16 protein-coding genes are annotated in these 17,643 nt (G+C 73.3%); 13 read left to right on the top strand and 3 right to left on the bottom strand.

The features are described 5' to 3' along the window. From OP86_RS35195 to OP86_RS26205, 4 genes are all read left to right on the top strand, one after another. A partial coding sequence (locus OP86_RS35195; RefSeq protein ID WP_157849844.1) for an acyl-CoA dehydrogenase family protein occupies positions 1 to 98 on the top strand: 98 nt, incomplete at its 5' end. Positions 99 to 254: 156 nt separating this feature from the next. Next, the gene (locus OP86_RS26215; protein WP_030062168.1) at positions 255 to 1,115 is read left to right on the top strand and encodes an oxidoreductase; all 861 of its coding nucleotides are present in this window, start codon (positions 255 to 257) and stop codon (positions 1,113 to 1,115) included. 114 nt (positions 1,116 to 1,229) lie between these two features. Further along, a complete protein-coding gene (locus OP86_RS26210; RefSeq protein ID WP_030062169.1) occupies positions 1,230 to 1,697 on the top strand; it encodes a GNAT family N-acetyltransferase in 468 nt (155 codons plus the stop codon). A gap of 63 nt (positions 1,698 to 1,760) precedes the next feature. Then, the gene (locus OP86_RS26205; RefSeq protein ID WP_030062170.1) at positions 1,761 to 2,414 is read left to right on the top strand and encodes a class I SAM-dependent DNA methyltransferase; all 654 of its coding nucleotides are present in this window, start codon (positions 1,761 to 1,763) and stop codon (positions 2,412 to 2,414) included. A 4-nt stretch (positions 2,415 to 2,418) separates the two neighbouring features. Here the strand turns inward: OP86_RS26205 and OP86_RS26200 are convergent, their stop codons facing one another. Next, positions 2,419 to 2,823 (bottom strand): MerR family transcriptional regulator, encoded by a 405-nt coding sequence (locus OP86_RS26200; RefSeq protein ID WP_030062171.1) that lies wholly within the window; start codon positions 2,821 to 2,823, stop codon positions 2,419 to 2,421. A gap of 111 nt (positions 2,824 to 2,934) precedes the next feature. Between OP86_RS26200 and OP86_RS26195 the strand changes: the two genes are divergently transcribed. The 4 genes from OP86_RS26195 to OP86_RS26180 all read left to right on the top strand — a co-directional run bounded on the left by OP86_RS26195 (position 2,935) and on the right by OP86_RS26180 (position 6,298). After that, on the top strand, positions 2,935 to 4,044 hold the full coding sequence (locus tag OP86_RS26195) for an oxidoreductase (RefSeq protein ID WP_030062172.1): 1,110 nt from the start codon (positions 2,935 to 2,937) through the stop codon (positions 4,042 to 4,044). A gap of 71 nt (positions 4,045 to 4,115) precedes the next feature. Continuing rightward, a complete protein-coding gene (locus tag OP86_RS26190; protein ID WP_030062173.1) occupies positions 4,116 to 4,610 on the top strand; it encodes a peptidylprolyl isomerase in 495 nt (164 codons plus the stop codon). 150 nt (positions 4,611 to 4,760) lie between these two features. Beyond that, positions 4,761 to 5,573, top strand: coding sequence for an arylamine N-acetyltransferase family protein (locus tag OP86_RS26185; protein WP_051830673.1), 813 nt, complete (start codon positions 4,761 to 4,763; stop codon positions 5,571 to 5,573). A 107-nt stretch (positions 5,574 to 5,680) separates the two neighbouring features. Then, the gene (locus tag OP86_RS26180) at positions 5,681 to 6,298 is read left to right on the top strand and encodes a hypothetical protein (protein WP_030260761.1); all 618 of its coding nucleotides are present in this window, start codon (positions 5,681 to 5,683) and stop codon (positions 6,296 to 6,298) included. A 148-nt stretch (positions 6,299 to 6,446) separates the two neighbouring features. On the opposite strand, the gene OP86_RS26175 is transcribed toward OP86_RS26180, so the two are convergent. After that, positions 6,447 to 7,793 carry an LCP family protein gene (locus tag OP86_RS26175; RefSeq protein WP_030260758.1) on the bottom strand — a complete coding sequence of 449 codons (1,347 nt, stop codon included), beginning with the start codon at positions 7,791 to 7,793 and terminating at the stop codon, positions 6,447 to 6,449. A 429-nt stretch (positions 7,794 to 8,222) separates the two neighbouring features. Between OP86_RS26175 and ssuE the strand changes: the two genes are divergently transcribed. The 5 genes from ssuE to OP86_RS26150 all read left to right on the top strand — a co-directional run bounded on the left by ssuE (position 8,223) and on the right by OP86_RS26150 (position 15,814). After that, complete coding sequence (gene ssuE / locus OP86_RS26170; protein ID WP_030062177.1) at positions 8,223 to 8,777, top strand: NADPH-dependent FMN reductase; 555 nt, start codon at positions 8,223 to 8,225, stop codon at positions 8,775 to 8,777. A gap of 325 nt (positions 8,778 to 9,102) precedes the next feature. Next, positions 9,103 to 9,888, top strand: coding sequence for an ABC transporter ATP-binding protein (locus tag OP86_RS26165; RefSeq protein WP_030260754.1), 786 nt, complete (start codon positions 9,103 to 9,105; stop codon positions 9,886 to 9,888). A gap of 19 nt (positions 9,889 to 9,907) precedes the next feature. After that, a complete protein-coding gene (locus OP86_RS26160) occupies positions 9,908 to 12,475 on the top strand; it encodes an ABC transporter permease (RefSeq protein WP_030062180.1) in 2,568 nt (855 codons plus the stop codon). Positions 12,476 to 12,602: 127 nt separating this feature from the next. Continuing rightward, a complete protein-coding gene (locus tag OP86_RS26155) occupies positions 12,603 to 14,612 on the top strand; it encodes a hypothetical protein (protein ID WP_030260751.1) in 2,010 nt (669 codons plus the stop codon). A gap of 161 nt (positions 14,613 to 14,773) precedes the next feature. Then, the gene (locus tag OP86_RS26150) at positions 14,774 to 15,814 is read left to right on the top strand and encodes a glycosyltransferase family 2 protein (protein WP_030062183.1); all 1,041 of its coding nucleotides are present in this window, start codon (positions 14,774 to 14,776) and stop codon (positions 15,812 to 15,814) included. A gap of 55 nt (positions 15,815 to 15,869) precedes the next feature. Here OP86_RS26150 and OP86_RS26145 read toward each other — a convergent pair whose 3' ends face one another. Next, complete coding sequence (locus tag OP86_RS26145; protein ID WP_078589511.1) at positions 15,870 to 17,480, bottom strand: LCP family protein; 1,611 nt, start codon at positions 17,478 to 17,480, stop codon at positions 15,870 to 15,872. Positions 17,481 to 17,643: the final 163 nt, after the last annotated feature.

The raw sequence follows: 17,643 nt of genomic DNA, 5'->3' as shown, positions 1-17,643 counted from the left end.
ACCCGGTGGAGCGGATGATGCGGGACGCGAAGATCACGCAGATCTACGAGGGCACCAACCAGGTCCAGCGCATCGTCATGGCCCGCAACCTGCCGTAACGGCAGGCTGAGCGGTCAAGTCCCGGAGCCTCCGGCCGATTCCGATCGGCCGGGGGCTCCGGGCTTTTCCGCGTCGGCCGGGCCGACGGCCGCCGGGGTTGTCGTATAAATGATCGTCAACTGCCCTGTGGTGCAACTGAGTACGGAGGAACGCGGATGACCGCGCACGAGGAGACCACCGGCAAGGTCTGGCTGATCACCGGCGCCAACTCCGGCTTCGGCCAGGCGATCGCCGAGGCCGCCCTGGCGGCCGGCGACACCGTCGTCGCGGCCGCGCGGCGCCCCGAGACGCTGGCCGAGCTGGCCGCCGCACACCCGGAGCGGCTGGTCCCGGTCCGGCTGGACGTCACCGACCAGGAACGGATCCCCGCCGTCGTCGCGGAGGCCGTACAGCGGCACGGGCGGATCGACGTCCTGGTGAACAACGCCGGGCGCGGCCTGATCGGCGCCGTCGAGGAGTACACCGACCGCGAGCTGCGGGACCTGATGGACCTGCACTTCTTCGGCCCGGCCGCGCTCACCCGCGCGGTGCTGCCGCACATGCGGGCCCGCGGCTCGGGCGCGGTGGTGCAGATGAGCAGCATGGGCGGCCGCTTCACGTTCCCCGGCGTGGGCGCCTACTCGGCCACCAAGTTCGCGCTGGAGGGGCTGTCCGAGGCGCTGGCCCAGGAGGTCGCCGGGTTCGGGATCAAGGTGCTGGTCGTCGAGCCGGGCGCGTTCCGGACCGGCTTCGCGGGCGGCGGCGCGCTCGCCCACACCACCCCGATCGCCGCGTACGAGCCGGTGGTCGGCCCGGTCCGCACCGGCCTGCCGGACTCCGACGGCAAGCAGCCCGGCGACCCGGTGAAGGCCGCCGCAGCGATCCTGGCCGCCCTGGACGCCGAGCGGACGCCGCTGCGGCTCGCGCTCGGCAGCGACGCCGTGGACGCCGTCCTCGGCAGCCTGGACGCCGCCCGGCAGGAGGCCGAGGCCTGGGCGGCGGTCGGCCGCGGCACCGACTTCCCCGCGGGGGAGTGACGGCAGGGCCTTCCCGCGGCGCCGGAAAACCGCACGACGGCGGGCAGCCCGCTCCGTAGGCTGCCCGCCATGCCCGCCACGTCATCCATGCCCGCCATGTCATCCATGCCCGCCATGTCATCCACGCTCAGCCTGGCCGCCATCACCCCCGGGAACATCGACGCGGCCCTCGCCCTCCGGGTGCGCCCCGAGCAGGAGGGCCTGGTCGCGCCGGTGGTGAAGTCGCTGGCCGAGGCGTACGCCTACGGGGAGACCGCCTGGCCCCGGCTGATCCTGGACGGCGAGCGGCCGGTGGGCTTCGTGATGGCCTTCTTCGACGTCCGCTTCCACCCGGAGCGGCCCGGCGACCGCCCCCGCTCCGGCCTGTGGCACCTGCTGATCGACGCCGACGCGCAGCGCGGGGGCTACGGCCGCTTCGCCGTGGAGCAGGTGTGCGCGGAGATCCGTCGCCGCGGCGGCACCCGCGTCACCGTCACGTACGTGCCCGACCCGGACGGCCCGGCGGGGTTCTACGCCCGCCTCGGCTTCCGCCCGACCGGCGAACTGAGCGGCGACCAGACGGTGGCGGAGCTGGACCTGTAGGCCTCAGTGGCGTTCGGCACCAGGGCCCGCCCGGCCCGCGGGCGCCGGGTAGGGTGCCGGACCATGACCGAGCCGGACTTCCTCACCACGACCAGGGCGTTCTACGACGCCATCGCCACCGAGTACACCGAGCGCTACCGGGACGCGATGGACACCATGCCGACGGACCGGGCGATGCTGGCGCTCTTCGCCGACCTCGTCCGCGCCGAGCGCCCGGACGCCAGGACGGCCGAACTCGGCTGCGGCCCGGGCCGGGTGACGGGCCACCTGCACCGGCTCGGCCTGGACGTGCGCGGGATCGACCTCTCGCCGCGGATGGTCGAGCTGGCCCGGGAGGCCTGCCCGGAGGTGCCGTTCAGTGTCGGCTCGCTCTTCGATCTCCCCTTCGGGGACGGCGAGTTGACCGGCGCGGTGGCCTGGTACTCGATCATCCACACCCCGGCGGAGCGGCTGCCGGAGGTGTTCGCCGAGTTCGCCCGGGTGCTCGCCCCGGGCGGCTACCTGCTGCTCGCCTTCCAGGTCGGCGACGAGCCCCTGCACCTGGACCGACCCTTCGGCCGGCCGGTCTCGCTGGACTTCCGCCGCCTGCGGCCGGAGCGCGTCGAGGAGTTGGCCCGCGAGGCGGGCCTGTCGGTCACCTCCCGGACGGTCCGCGAGCCTGACGGCGAGGAGAAGACCCCGCAGGCCTACGTGTTCGCCCGTAAGCCGGAGGCCTAGGCAGCTAGGCAGCCTCGGCCGACGGCTGCGGCGGCTGCAGCGCCTCCGGCGGCTGCCCGGAGGCGGTCACGATCACCTCGTCCAGCACCTCGCGCGAGCGCAGCAGGTCGGTGATCATCCGGTCGATCCGTTCGCGCTCCGCGGTGAGCTCCTCGACCAGCAGCGGGGTGGCGATCTCGCTGGGGCTGCCGTCGGAGTCCCGCATGCAGGGGAGGATCTTGAAGATGGTGCGGCTGTGCAGCCCGGCCGCGAACAGCTCCTGGATGTGCACGACGCGGTCGACGGCCATCTCCGGGTACTCCCGGTGGCCGCCCGCGGTGCGGCGGGCGACCAGCAGCCCCTGCTGCTCGTAGTAGCGCAGCGAGCGCTCGCTCACACCCGTCCGCCGGGCCAGTTCGCCGATCCGCATGCCGTCCACCCCGTCATTCCGAAGGTCATCCCGAAGGTCGCCCCGAAGGTCATCCAGAAGGTCGTCTCGAAGCTTGAACCTGACATCGATGTTAACTTCTACCGTTCCGGCATGACGACGAACACGGAAACCGCCGGCCTCTTCCAGCCCGCCGAACTCGGCCCGCTCCACCTTCCCAACCGCCTGGTGATGGCTCCGATGACCCGCACCCGGGCCGGCGCCGACGGTGTTCCGCGGCCGATCATGGCCGAGTACTACGCGCAGCGCGCCGGGGCCGGGCTGATCATCGCCGAGGCCGCCACCCCGAACCGGGTCGGCCGGACGTACGCCAACATCCCCGCCGTCCACGCCCCGGAGCACGTGGCCGGCTGGCGCACCGTGACCGGGGCGGTCGCCGCGGCCGGCGGCCGGATGTTCCTGCAGCTGCAGCACGGCGGCCGGATCGGCCACCCGGAGAACAGCGGCCTGCACCCGGTCGCGCCCTCGCCGGTCGCCTTCCCCGAGCCCGTCCACACCCCGGGCGGGCCCCGGGAGGCCGTCGTCCCGCGGGAGCTCACCGCGGAGGAGATCCGGCAGACCGTGGCCGACTTCGCGGCGGCCGCCCGCAACGCCGTCGAGGCGGGCTTCGCCGGGGTCGAGGTGCACGGCGCCAACGGCTACCTGCTGCACCAGTTCCTCGCCCGGAACACCAACCTGCGCACCGACGGGTACGGCGGCCCGGTGGCGAACCGGATCCGCGTCGTGGTCGAGGTGGTCCGGGCGGTCGCGGCGGAGATCGGCCCGGAGCGGGTCGGCCTGCGGGTCTCGCCCGGCTTCACCGGGCAGGGCATGGACGAGGGGGACACCGCGGAGATCTACCGCGCGCTGGTCGGCGAGCTCGCGGAGGACGGCCTCGCGTACCTGCACGTGGTCTTCGCCGACCCGGAGGACGCCGTCTTCCAGGAGCTCCGCAAGTCCTGGCCGGGCACCCTGATCGCCAACCCGGTGCTGGGCTGGGGCGGGCCGCTGCCCGAGGACGGCGGCCGGGCCGCGGCCGAGCGGCTGCTGGCGGCGGGCGCGGACCTGATCTCCTTCGGCCGCGGTTTCCTCGCCAACCCCGACCTGGTCGAGCGCCTGCGCACCGGCGCCCCGCTCAACCAGGTCCGCGACGGGCTGATGTACACGGCCGGTGCCGAGGGGTACACCGACTACCCGGCGCTGGCCGCGCAGCACGCCGGATAACACGGCGCCCTGCGCCGGTGTCCGTCCGGGGGTGCCGCGCGCGAGTCGACCGCGCATGCCATGATCCCTGCATGGCTTCCAACGTTTTCTTCGACATCACGATCAACGACGAGCCGGCCGGCCGGATCGTCTTCAAGCTGTTCGACGACGTCGTGCCCCAGACCGCCCGGAACTTCCGCGAGCTGGCCACCGGCCAGAACGGCTTCGGCTACGAGGGCTCCGGCTTCCACCGCGTGATCCCGGCCTTCATGCTGCAGGGCGGTGACTTCACCAACCACAACGGCACCGGCGGCAAGAGCATCTACGGCGAGAAGTTCGCGGACGAGAACTTCACCCTCAAGCACGACCGCCCGGGCCTGCTCTCGATGGCCAACGCCGGCCGGAACACCAACGGCTCGCAGTTCTTCATCACCACCATCGTCACCGACTGGCTGGACGGCAAGCACGTCGTCTTCGGCGAGGTCGTCGAGGGTCTGGACCTGGTGAAGAAGATCGAGTCGCTCGGTTCGCAGAGCGGCCGCACCTCGGCCAAGATCACCATCGCCAAGTCCGGCGTCGTCGAGTAATCACGGCTGCCCCTGGCACACGTATCGCCCCGGAGTGGGAAGTCGGCCGGTCCGACTTCCCACTCCGGGGCGGTGGCATTTCTCCGCCCGGGAGGTCCTAGGCCCAAGGACCGATGGCCGACCGCCCTCCGCCCCCGCTGGAATGGGCGGATGGATCACGACAAGCCGTACGAGGGCCTGACGACCGCCGCGCGGACGGCGTACCTGGCGCGCATCGGGGTGGCGGAGCCCGGGGAGCCGTCGGCGCCGGCGCTGGCGCGGCTGCAGCAGGCCCACCTCGGGGCCGTCCCCTTCGAGAACCTGAGCATCCACCTCGGCGAGCCCGTCGTGCTCGACCCGCAGGCCCTGGTGGCGAAGGTGGTGGACCGCCGGCGCGGCGGGTTCTGCTACGAACTGAACGGCGCCTTCGCCGAGTTGCTGCGGTCCCTGGGCTACCGGGTGAGCCTGCTGGCCGGCCGGGTCTTCGACGCGGAGCGCCCCGGCCCGCCGTTCGACCACCTCGCGCTGCGGGTCGACCTGGACGAGCCCTGGCTGGTCGACGTCGGCTTCGGCCGGTTCAGCCTGCTCCCGCTGCGGCTGGGCGAGCGCGGCCCGCAGCCCGACCCGCACGGCACGTTCACCGTCGCTCCGTACGGCGCCCACGGCGAGCTGGACGTCCTGATGGACGGCGCCCCGCAGTACCGCCTCGACGCGCGCCCGTACCCGCTCGCCGACTTCGGCCCGACCTGCTGGTGGCAGAGCACCTCGCCGGACTCGCACTTCACCCGCTCGACCACCTGCTCCCTGCTCACCGGGGACGGCGGCCGGATCACGCTCAGCGGCACCCGGCTCATCCGCACCGCCCCCGACGGCACCCGCACCGAACGGCAGCTCACCGAGGCCGAGACACCGGCCGCCTACCGCGAGCACTTCGGGATCGCACTCGACCGGCTGCCCGGCCGGGCAGCGGGAGGGGCAGAGTAGCCGGGCGCGCGGCCGGCCGGGCCGGAACCGCGCAATCGCCGTGCACCCGGCCGGCCCGGTCCTAGAGTCGGTCCTCGAACTCGACTCCCCGGCAAGGTGGTTCACCGATGATCGAGCAGGACGCCGCTGACGGCGAGGTGACGTACGAGCAGGTGACGGTGGTCTCCCTGGCCTCCTGCGGGCCGGTCGGTCCGGCGCGGTTCGCGGTCCGGGTCGTCCGCGAGGGCATGACCGTCAAACGGGTGGCCGGCTACTGGGTGCGCTGGGACGAGCGGTGCGGCGGGGAGGAGGTCCGCCACCACGCGCGCTGGGTCGCCGAGGAGGAGTACGTCCGGCCGGACACCGGCAGTCTGGACGGCACGCTCGCGGTGACGGTCGCCGCGTACTGGGGGGACGGCACCGGCGGCCTCTCACGCCGCCCCGGCACGGAGACGGTGGTGACCTTCCGGCCCGGCGAGACCGAGCACGAGCTGGTGCTGGAGCAGGCCGCCCCGCAGGGCCGGGCCGCCCGGGGCCGCCGGGCGGCCGCGCACCCCCCGGCCGTCCCGGTCCACCCGGTCGCCCTGTCGGTGCAGTTGGCGCACGCCCGCTGGCTGGGCGGCGACCGGCAGCCGATCCACTACGGCTACTCGGGCGCCACCGAGGCCGGGGGCGACGAGGGGGAGTGGCTGGTCCGCTTCCCGGAGTGCGGCAGCGGCCTGCTGCCGTCCGCCGGTATGCCGTAGAACGCGAGCGCCTCCCGGGCGAGTCGGCCCAGGAGGCGGTGGCGTCGGCGGTAGATCAGTGCGGTGACGAGTGACATCCACTCATTGTGTCGCCGTGCTCACGCGGGGTCATGATCCCTCGCGCCCGCCGGTCACTTGATGTCGCCGGTCACTTGATGTCGGGAACGGCGGTGTCGTTCTTGAAGGCGTCGAAGAGCTGCTTGGACTTGTTGGTGTCCCACAGCACGGCGGACTCGCCGGTCTTGGTGCGGAAGTCCGGGTTGCCGATCGGCACGGTCAGGGTCTTGCCGCTGCCGCCGTTGACGTCCTTCATGGCGAGGAAGAGCGAGCCGAGGTCGGTCAGCCCGCAGTCGTCGTCCACGATCAGGGTGCCGAGCGCCGAGTCGACCAGCGGGTAGAAGGTGAACGGGTTGATCAGGTTGCCCGGGGAGGCGGCCTGGTGGGCGAGGGCGCCGAGGAACTTCTGCTGGTTGCGCATCCGGCCGAGGTCCTGGTCGGCCATCTGGTGGCGCTGGCGGACGAAGGCCAGGGCCTGCTTGCCGGTGAGGGTCTGGTCGCCGGCCTTGAGGTCGAGGCCGGAGTCCTTGTCCTTGACGTCCTGGTCGATGTGCATCTCGACGCCGCCGATGGAGTCGACGATGCCGACGAAGCCGGCGAAGCCGATCTCGGCGTAGTGGTCGATGCGGATGCCGGTGTTCTGCTCGACGGTCTGGACGAGCAGTCGGCCGCCGCCGGTGCCGAAGGCCGAGTTGATCTTCGCGGTGGTGGCCTTGACCGGCTTGCCGTTGCTGCCCGGGTGCTCGGGGATCGGCACCCAGGAGTCGCGCGGGATGCTCATCAGGGTGTTCCCGTTGTCCCCGACGTGCAGGATCATCATCGAGTCGCTGCGCTTGCCCTCGGTGTCGTGCCCGGTGTGCAGGTCGTCCTGCTCGGAGTCGGTGAGGCCCTGGCGGCTGTCGGAGCCGACGATCAGCCAGTTGGTGCCCTTGCCCGCGGCGGGGCGGCCGGGGTAGTCGGCGAGCACGTTCTCGTGGTTGAGCTTGGAGTCCGCCCAGAACCAGGTGGAGACGGCGGTCACCATGACGGCGATCAGCAGGCCGAAGACCGACCACTTGACGATCCGCCGCCGCGGCCAGCGCCCGGCCTGCGCGCCGGCCGGCCGGGTTCCGCCGGGCCCGCCGGGGCCGCCCGGTCCTCCCGGACGCCCGGGGCCGTTCGGACCGCTCGGACCGCCGGGGCGGACGCCGGGAGCGCCGGCCCCCTGCTGCGGGACGCCGCCGAGCCGGGAGGGTCCCGGCTGTCCCGGCTGTCCCGGCTGCGCCGGCTGCCGCGGCGTGGGCGCCCCCGGCCCACGCGGGTTCAGCGAGGCCGGCAGCGGCGGCTCGCCCGCCGCGCCGCCTCCGCCCGTGCCGCCGTACGGGTTCCCGCCGCTTCCGCCGTTGCCGCCGTACGGGTTCCCGCCGCCCCCCGGGCGGCCCTCCTGCCACGTGTTCATGCCGTCGAGGATGCCCGACCCCGCCCGTGCTGACTCCCCCCGGGGGTGCCACCAGGCCTCTTGTAGCAGTTTTGATGCACGTACCGGATCGTTCCGCCGCAACGTCCGGACACCCGGTGTTCCAGCGGCTGAAACGATTCTTGACCGGCCCGAACGCAGCGTGTTTGCATTCCAGGCATGGATCAGCGTTGGGCACTCACGCGTCGGCGGCACGTCGACCTGCGGCGCGGTGTGGCCTGTTCGCTCTGTCGCGGCTGACGCAGCGCCCCGTCGAATCCCCGCACGTCCGCAGCTCCCCGCGGAACCCCGCAGCTCCCCGCAGGCCCGCAGACGTAGCGCCCCCGGTACCGGACCCCACGCCGGTAGCCCCCACCGCAGCGCCTCCCCCCGCTGCGCAGCGCCGCCCCGCTTCCAGCCAGAGGTGAACCCATGGCCGTCGTCCTGTCCGTTTCCGGCTCCCCGTCCGCCACCTCCCGCACCACCCGCCTGCTGCGCCACGTCGACGCGCTGCTGGCGGAGCGCGGCCACCACGTCGTCCCCTTCGAGGCCCGCAGCCTGCCCGCGCACGCGCTGCTGTCGGGCGACTTCGACCACCCCGAGATCGTCGCCGTCACCGAACTGTTCGCCCGCGCCGACGGCGTCGTCATCGGCACCCCCGTCTACAAGGCCGCGTACTCGGGCCTGCTGAAGGCCCTGCTGGACGTGCTCCCGCAGTACGCGCTCGCGGGCAAGGCCGTGCTGCCGCTGGCCACCGGCGGCTCGCCCGCGCACGTCCTCGCGGTGGACTACGCGCTGCGCCCGGTGCTGAGCTCGATGGGCGCCGACCACATCACCCAGGGCTGGTTCGTGCTCGACCGCCACGTCACCGCCAGGGAGGACGGGACGACCCTGCTGGAGCGCGAGACCGAGACCCTGCTGTCCCCGGTCGTGGCGGGCTTCGCCTCGGCCCTGGAGCGGTTGGCCGCACCGGTGCTGACCGGTTGAGGCGCCGATGGCCGCGGCCCGTACGGGGCGTCCCCGAGACGGGCCGCGGCGACCCCTAGGGGACGACGCGCCGTGTCCCGTAGAACCTTGGTCGGGCGGCTTCATTCCGGCGGATGACGAGCCGTCGGCCGTCCGCTCCTAACGTGGTTCACACATCCCCACCCGCCAGGAAGCGGCCCGACTCGGTCGGGTCCGGTGGCCAGGTCCACCGGGAGGGTGGGGCTGACTCCCGGTCGAGGACTACTGCCAGCGCCATGTCGCGAGGCGGGCGGGCCCCGCGAGGCTGGGGGCCAACGGGTGTGCGCATCTTCCTTAGGAGACTCCAGTGACGACGGCAGCAGCCGTGTACGACCCCCAGCTTCCCGGCGGAGCCTCCGCCGTCGCCGCGTCGGCCCGTCAGGTCACCAAGGCGTACGGATCGGGCGAGACCAAGGTCACCGCGCTCGACGCGGTCGACGTCGACATCCAGCGCGGCCGGTTCACCGCGATCATGGGCCCCTCGGGCTCCGGCAAGTCCACCCTGATGCACTGCCTGGCCGGGCTCGACACGGTCAGCGGCGGTCGGATCTGGATCGGCGACACCGAGATCACCGGCCTCAAGGACAAGCAGCTCACCAGACTGCGCCGGGACAAGATCGGCTTCATCTTCCAGGCGTTCAACCTGCTGCCGACCCTGAACGCGCTGGAGAACATCACGCTCCCGATGGACATCGCGGGCCGCAAGCCCGACCAGGCCTGGCTGGACCAGGTGGTGGAGACCGTCGGCCTGGCCGGCCGGCTCAAGCACCGCCCGACCCAGCTCTCCGGCGGCCAGCAGCAGCGCGTCGCGGTGGCCCGGGCGCTGGCCGCCCGCCCCGAGATCATCTTCGGCGACGAGCCCACCGGGAACCTGGACTCCCGGGCCGGCGCCGAGGTGCTGACCTTCCTGCGCCGCTCGGTGGACGAACTGGGCCAGACCATGGTGATGGTCACCCACGACCCGGTCGCCGCCGGCTACGCCGACCGCGTGCTCTTCCTCGCCGACGGCGTGATCGTCGACGAGATGCACGCACCCACCGCCGACTCCGTCCTCGAACGCATGCGCCGTTTCGACGGCAAGCGCACGAGCTGAGCGGCGGGACGACACGACCATGCTGCTCAAGACCTCACTGCGGAGCTTCTTCGCCCACAAGGGCCGGATGGCGCTCTCGCTCATCGCCGTCGTGCTGTCGGTGGCCTTCGTCTCCGGCACCCTGGTGTTCTCCAACACCGCCACCAGCACCTTCGACAAGCTCTTCGCCGCCACCGCCTCCGACGTCTCGGTCCAGCCGCCCAAGCCGGCCGACGACGAGGACCCGCAGCCCGGGGACAAGCCGGAGACCGTCCCGGCCGCGCTGGCCCAGCAGGTCGCCGCGGTGCCCGGGATGAAGACGGCCGTCGGCCAGGTCATGGTCCACAACGCGACCCTGGTCAACCCGGCCACCAACAAGCTGGTCGGCCCGACCAGCGGCGCGCCGACCCTGGTCGGCAACTGGACCGACACCCCGCGCAACCCGGTCACCATCACCTCCGGCCACGCGCCGCAGGGCGCGGGCGAGTTGGTGCTGGACGCCGACACCGCGAAGAAGGCCGAGCTCGGCCTCGGCGACAAGCTGCGGATCGACAACGCCGGCGGCAAGCACGAGTTCACCATCGCGGGCATCGCCACCTTCACCACCACCAACCCGGGCGCGGCGCTGGCCTTCCTGGACACCGCGACCTCGCAGCAGGTGCTGCTCGGCGAGCCGGCCTACACCTCGATCGAGGCCTTCGGCGACGGCAGCCGCAGCAACGACCAGCTCAAGGCCGACGCCCTGGCCAAGGTCGGCGGCGGCTACCAGGTCAAGACCGCGGCCGAGCAGAAGGACGAGAACAACAAGAGCATCGGCAGCGGCCTGAACTTCATGAAGTACGCGATGCTCGGCTTCGCCGGCGTCTCGCTGATCGTCGGCGGCTTCCTGATCATCAACACCTTCTCGATGCTGGTCGCCCAGCGCACCCGGGAGATCGGACTGCTGCGCGCCATCGGCGGCAGCCGCCGGCAGGTGAACCGCTCGGTGCTGGTCGAGGCGCTGATCCTGGGCGTGCTCGGCTCGACCCTCGGGATCGGGGTCGGCCTCGGCATCGCGGTCGGCCTGATCAAGCTGATGAACGCGATCGGCATGGACCTCAAGGCGAGCGACCTGCAGATCGGGCCCGACGTGTTTGCCGCCGGGTACGCGGTGGGCATCCTGATCACCGTCGTGGCGGCCTGGATCCCGGCCCGCCGGGCGAGCAGGATCGCGCCGATGGCCGCCCTGCGTGACCACGGCACCCCGGCCGAGCCCCGCGCCAACGTGGTCCGTACGGTCCTCGGCCTGCTCCTGACGGCGGGCGGCGGCGGTCTGCTGGTCCTCGCCGCGAAGGCGGAGAAGGCGGCCACCGGCGGCCAGTACCTCGGCCTGGGCGTGCTGCTCACCCTGATCGGCTTCGTGGTGCTCGGCCCGCTGCTGGCGACCTCGGTCATCCGGGTGCTCGGCGCGCTGCTGCCGGCCCTGTTCGGCCCGTCCGGCAAGCTCGCCCAGCGCAACGCGATGCGCAACCCGCGCCGCACCGGCGCCACCGCCGCCGCGCTGATGATCGGCCTGGCGCTGGTGATCGCCTCCTCGGTGTTCAGCTCCTCGGCGGTCACCTCGGCCAGCGCGCAGATCGACAGGTCGGTGGGCGTGGACTACATCATCAGCGGCGGTCGCACCGCGATCACCGCCGAGATGCTGGACGCGGTCCGCAGGACCCCGGGGATCGACCACGTCACCTCCGAGAAGGACTTCGACGCCAAGGTCCAGCTGCCGGACGGCCAGACCAAGCGGACCGGCCTGGCCGCCGTGCCGCCGACCTTCTTCGGCACGGACTTCCGGCTCCCGGTCGCCTCCGGTGCGGTCGAGTCGATCGGGCGGGGCTCGCTGGGCATCGGCGAGAACTTCGCGAAGGACCACAACCTCAAGGTCGGCGACAGCGTCACCGTCACCTACCTCAAGGGCCACACCCAGGTGCTGCAGGTCGGGGTCGTGTTCGCGAAGAGCTCGCTCTACGGGGACGCCTCCTTCGTCGACGTCGCCACCATGGCCAAGGCCGTACCGGCCGCCGACGTGCCCGAACCCCGGACGTTCTTCGCCAAGGCCGCCGCCGGCGCCGACGCCGCCAAGACGCTGACCGCCCTGGAGGACGCGCTCAAGGAGTACCCGCAGCTGTCGGTCAAGGACCAGGCCGGCTACAAGGAGCTGGTGCAGTCCCAGGTCAACACCCTGCTCTACCTGATCTACGGACTGGTCGGCCTCTCCATCACCGTCGCCGTGCTCGGCGTGGTCAACACCCTGGCGCTGTCGGTGGTCGAGCGGACCCGGGAGATCGGCCTGCTGCGGGCGATCGGGCTCTCCCGCCGCCAGCTGCGCCGGATGATCCGGCTGGAGTCCGTGGTGATCGCGCTGTTCGGCGCGGTCCTCGGCACCGGGCTGGGCCTCGCCTGGGGCGTCACCGTCCAGCGGGTCCTGCGGGACCAGGGCCTCGGGGAGCTCTCCGTCCCCACCACCACGATCGCGATCACCCTGGTCTCCTCGGTGGTGATCGGCCTGGTCGCCGCCCTCGTCCCGGCCTTCCGGGCCGGACGGATGAACGTCCTCGCGGCCATCGCGACGGACTGACCGGCGCCGGGGGGCGTCGGACACGGGGGAGGGGGAGCAGGGGCCGGGTGCACGGAGCACCCGGTTCCTGCGGCGTACGGGCGCCCTGGCACGAATCCGGTTCCCGAGGGGCTGAGATGATCGTCCGATGTTCCCCACGGACGCCCCGCCGCTGCCCAGCGCCGCGCCCCTCACCACCGCGGCCGCCACCCGCTGGCGCGCCGCCCGTACCGCCTGGCGGCTGGACAGCCGCTGGCTCGCGCTGGCACCGCTCGCGTTCGTGGCCCTGGCCACCGCCGTGGAGCCCGACACCGGCCAGTGCAGCGCCCAGGGCATCTGCCGGGACACCTGGGGCTCCGCACTGGCCGGCTGGTCGGTGCTGGCCGAGGTCGTCCTGCTGGCCGCCAAGGTACGGGTCCGGGCGCTGGTGCCGCCCGTCGTCCTGGTGCTGCTCTGGTACCTGCCGCAGGGCCTGGTCACCCCGGTCGCCCGCTGGTCGGCCGTGCTGCTCCACCTGTTGCTCACCGCCGTCCTGCTGGGCGCCGAGGCCGGCCGCCGCCGGGCCCGCCAGCAGCTGGACGAGCTGATGGCCTCGCCCGTCCCCTTCCCGTGGACGGCGGCCGGAGCGCCCTCGCCCGTCCACCGCGACGGCCCGCCCGTCGTGCGCCGCACCCTCGGCGCCCTGCTGCTCGTCACCGCCGTGGCCGTCCCGCTGTACGGGCTCTGGGCGCAGGCCCAGGCGGACTCCGCCGCCGAGCGGGCCACCCGGGTCACCGGCACCGCCGGCGCGACCGACCGGGACGGCGTGCTGACCGTCCGCTTCCCGCCGCCCGGCGGCGGCCCCGAGCGCACCGCCGCCCTGGACCTCTGGTGGCAGCGGCGCCCGCAGCCCGGCGAGCCCGTCCCGCTCCTGGTCGACGGCGACTCCGTACGCGCCCTCGGCGACGAGTACGACGTCTACGGCCAGCTGACCGCCGGCGGCCTGCTCGCCCTGCTCGGCCTGATCCTGCTCGGCTCGGCCGCCACCGCGGGCGTCCGCCGCACCAGGCCCGCCTTCGATGGCCACGCCCCCGCGCTTGCCGTCCGGGTCCGCGCCGACGCCCGCGGGGACCTGCTGGTCCAGCCGCTGGACGGCCCGCCGGACGGCCCCGGGCTCTGGCGCCTGGTCGAGCACGAGCGCTACCGCTGGGCCCGCGACGGCGCCCCGGGCGGCGAGGGCCCGGCCTGGGTGCCCGCGCACCTGGACAACGGCGCGGAGGACATCGGCGCGGAGGACGCCGACTTCCCCGAACCGGCGCTCGACCACGACGAGGAAGAAGAGGAGGAGTACGAGGAGCTCCTCGGCCGCAAGAACCCCGCCGAGGCCGCCGCCTGGCTGGCCCGCGCCGGCCGCAGCGTGCCCGCCGTGCTGTACCGCGGCCCCGACGGCCACGACCGCCAGCTCCTCGTCCGCCCCGGGCTGCTGGACGGCGACCCGCGCTGGGTGGCGGCCGTGATCGCCCCCGCCGCCCGGGCCCCGCGGCTCGGCCGGCACACCCAGCGCTACCGCGAGCGCGAACTCGCCGTCGCCGCACTGACCGCCGAGACGGTGGCCGCGGCCCCCGAGGCCGGGCCGGACACCGAGCCGGTGGCCGCCCGCCGCTGGGAGATGCCGATGCCGCTGCGGGCGGCGGCCGGGCCGGCGGCGGCGCTGCTGGTCGCCACCGCCGTCGTCCTGCTCGGCGACGACGGCTGGTGGGAGGGCCTGCTGCGCCCGCTCTGGATCGGCTCGATGGCGATCCTCGCCAGCGCCCACACGCTGTCCTGGCAGATCGTGGCCGACCGCAACGGCCTGCGGGTGGCCACCGCGCTGCGCACCCGCAGCTTCCGGTGGGCCGAGATCAGCGCGGCGGCGGTGCACCGCAACCTGCTCACCATCCGGCTGCGCAGCGGCCGGGAGTACTCCTTCGCCAGCCGCCCGGCGCTCTGGCTGGCCGGCCACTTCGGCGACCGGTACGACCCGGTGGCGCTGGCCCGGGCCGTCGCCACCGCCGCCCACCGCCCCGACCTGCGCCCGCAGGCCGCCCTGCCGGACCGGCTGGGCGGCCCTCAGCACCTGGTGAACCGGCTCGCACTGATCGGCTACGCGGTGTTCACCGTCGCCCACTACGCACTCTGAATCCACCCCGGATCCGCACCGGATCCACCCCGTTTCGGGCCCGCGCCACCGGGGGAGTACGGTGTCCTTGATCACAGTGCCGGTGCCGGGCCGCGAGGTGCGCGCAGCAGCCCAGACCGGGACAAGACGGGGGCCCGTCCGCACCGGTACGGTTGGCCCCGATGAACACCAAGGCTGCTGAGGAGCTGCCGGCTGTTTCCGTGATCATGCCGGTGCTCAACGAGGAACGTCACCTGCGCACGGCGGTCCGGCGCATCCTGGACCAGGAGTACCCCGGGCCGATCGAAGTGGTGATCGCCCTCGGCCCCTCGACCGACCGCACCGACGAGATCGCGGCCGAGCTGGTGGCCGAGGACCCGCGGGTGCGGACGGTGGAGAACCCCACCGGCCGGACGCCTGCCGGGCTGAACGCCGCGATCCGGGGCTCCAGACACCCGATAGTGGTGCGCGTGGACGGCCACGGCCTGCTCACCCCCGGCTACATCACGACCGCGGTCCGGCTGCTCGGCGAGATGGAGGCGGCCAACGTCGGCGGCATCATGCACGCCGAGGGCGAGACCGAGTGGGAGCACGCGGTCGCCGCCGCGATGACCTCCAAGATCGGTGTCGGCAACGCGGCCTTCCACACCGGCGGCCTGGCCGGCCCGGCGGACACCGTCTACCTCGGCGTGTTCCGCCGCGAGGTGCTGGAGAAGCTCGGCGGCTACAACGAGGAGTTCATCCGCGCCCAGGACTGGGAGCTGAACTACCGGATCCGCCAGGACGGCGGCCTGGTCTGGTTCACCCCGCAGCTCAAGGTGACCTACCGGCCCCGGCCCTCGGTGCGGGCGCTGGCCAAGCAGTACAAGGACTACGGCCGCTGGCGCCGGGTGGTCACCCGCTACCACCGCGGCTCGGTCAACCTGCGCTACCTCGCCCCGCCGACCGCGCTGCTGGCGTTCACCCTCGGGCTGGTGCTCGGCGTCGCCGTCCACCCGGCGTTCCTCGCGGTGCCCGGCGCGTACGTGCTGGGCATCGTCGGCGGCGCCGCGGTCGAGGGCCGCGGCCTGTCGTTCAAGGCGCGGGCGCTGCTGCCGGTGGCCTTCGCGACCATGCACCTCAGCTGGGGCTTCGGCTTCCTCACCTCGCCGCGCTCGCTGGCGCGCCGGGTGATCGGCAGCGTCGGGCCGGCCTCGAAGAACATGCTCTCCAAGGCCCGCTGACCCGGAGCGGGGCGCCGCAGGGCGGAGGGAGCCTCCGTACTACTGGAGGGGCCCGCTACTTGGCGCAGACGTCGACGTCGTCCGCCTGCACCCGCTGCAGGTCCTCCGGCGCCTCGGTGGGCACCGCCGCCGGGCCGGCGGGCGCGGCCAGGACGTCCTTGCCGAGCACCAGCAGCAGCCCGCCCTTCGGGTCCGTCTTCGCGGCCGGCCGGACGGCGTCGCCCGGCAGTCCGAGGGCGGTGGCCAGGGCGGTGGCCGCGGCCTCCTGGCCGGCCGGGTAGGAGACCGTGGTGCCCGCCGCCGCCGGCGCGTCGCTGCCGACGGCGGCCAGGGCGAAGCCCTTCGCCTTGAGCTTCTCCACGGTCGGCCCGGACTGTCCGCGCTTGCCGCTCCCGTTGCGCACCGTCACCTGGACGCCCTTGGTGTCCACCGCCGGGGTGGTGGCGGTCGGCGCGGGCGGTGCGGGGGCGGCCGGGGCGGTGGTCTCGGCGGCCGGCGGCGCGGCCGTCTCGGTCAGCGAGCGGTCGCCCGCGATCATCGCGAACACCTGCTGGGCGTCCGGCTGCCTGAAGATCACCCGGTCCTTGTCCTGGGGGTCATCCAGGACGGGCACGGTGGCGAAGGTGATGTTCTTGGTCTCCACCTTGCTGATGTCCAGCGCGAGGTCCTTGAGCTTGTCCACGCTGCCGATGCCGTCGTCCACGGTGAGCGCCTTGGTGGCGGCGTCCGCGAGCTTGTAGAGCTTGGTCGGGCTGGTCAGGGTGTCGTCGCTCTTGATCTTGCGGATCATCGAGCTGATGAACTGCTGCTGCAGCGGGATCCGGGAGAGGTCGCCGCCGAAGCCGACGGCGTGCCGGGTGCGGACGAAGGCCAGCGCCTCCTCGCCCTGGACGACGTGCCGGCCCTTGCTCATCTTGAGGTGGGAGTCCGAGTCGTTGATGTCCTTGGCGGCGCAGACCTCGACCCCGCCGACCGCGGTGGAGAGCGTCTTCACCGCCTCGAAGTTGACCTGCACGAAGTGGTCGACCCGGATCCCGGTGTTCTTCTCGACGGTCTTCCAGGTGCAGCCCGCGTCGCGCCCTCCCTGGCCGAGGCTGTTGTTGAACATGTCCCGCGCCGTGCCCGGGATCTTCTTGCCCGTGGCGCTCTGGCACTCCGGGATCGGCACCATCAGGTCGCGCGGGAGGCTGACCACCGTCGCGTTGGAGCGGTCCTTGGAGATGTGGAACAGCAGCGTGGTGTCGGCGTGCCCGGTGCTGCCCTCGTCGCCGTACTGGCGCCCGAGGCCCTCCCGGCTGTCGGTGCCGATCACCAGGACGTTCAGCGCGTCCCCGGCGGCCTTGGGGCGCTCCGCCTCGTCGCCCAGCTGGACCTTGACCGAGGTCAGATTGTCGTTGAAGTGCCGGTACAGGTAGTACGCCCCGCCGCAGCCCGCGACCATCACCAGGGCGCCGGTGCCGGCCGTCCACTTGAGCACCCGTCGGCGCCGGTTCCGCTTGGCGGCGGCGGCCACCCGCCGCCGGTTGTCCCGGCGGCCCTCCCCGGCCCCCTCCCCGGCCGCGGCCGGGGCCGCGGGCGCCTCGGCGGCCCGGCGGCGGCGCTGCCGGGGGACGCTCGGGGCCGGGTCCACGCGGTACCGGCCGGTTTCCGGTTGCTCCTCGTGCACGGGGCTCCCCTACCTTCGACCGGTCACGGCTCCGGCCCGCCCGTTCTGACGGGCCGATCCGGACACAGTAGACGAGCCGAATGGGGGAATCGTTCCGGGTGTGACTTGCATCATGTCTGAACAATGCGCAGGCAAAATCCGTTCAGCATCGGGCAATTCCCGG

Source organism: Streptomyces novaecaesareae (assembly GCF_000716875.1).
In the GTDB taxonomy this organism is placed as follows: domain Bacteria; phylum Actinomycetota; class Actinomycetes; order Streptomycetales; family Streptomycetaceae; genus Kitasatospora; species Kitasatospora novaecaesareae.
Note: the sequence above shows the minus strand (reverse complement) of the source record. Positions and strands in the feature narration are given on the sequence as shown.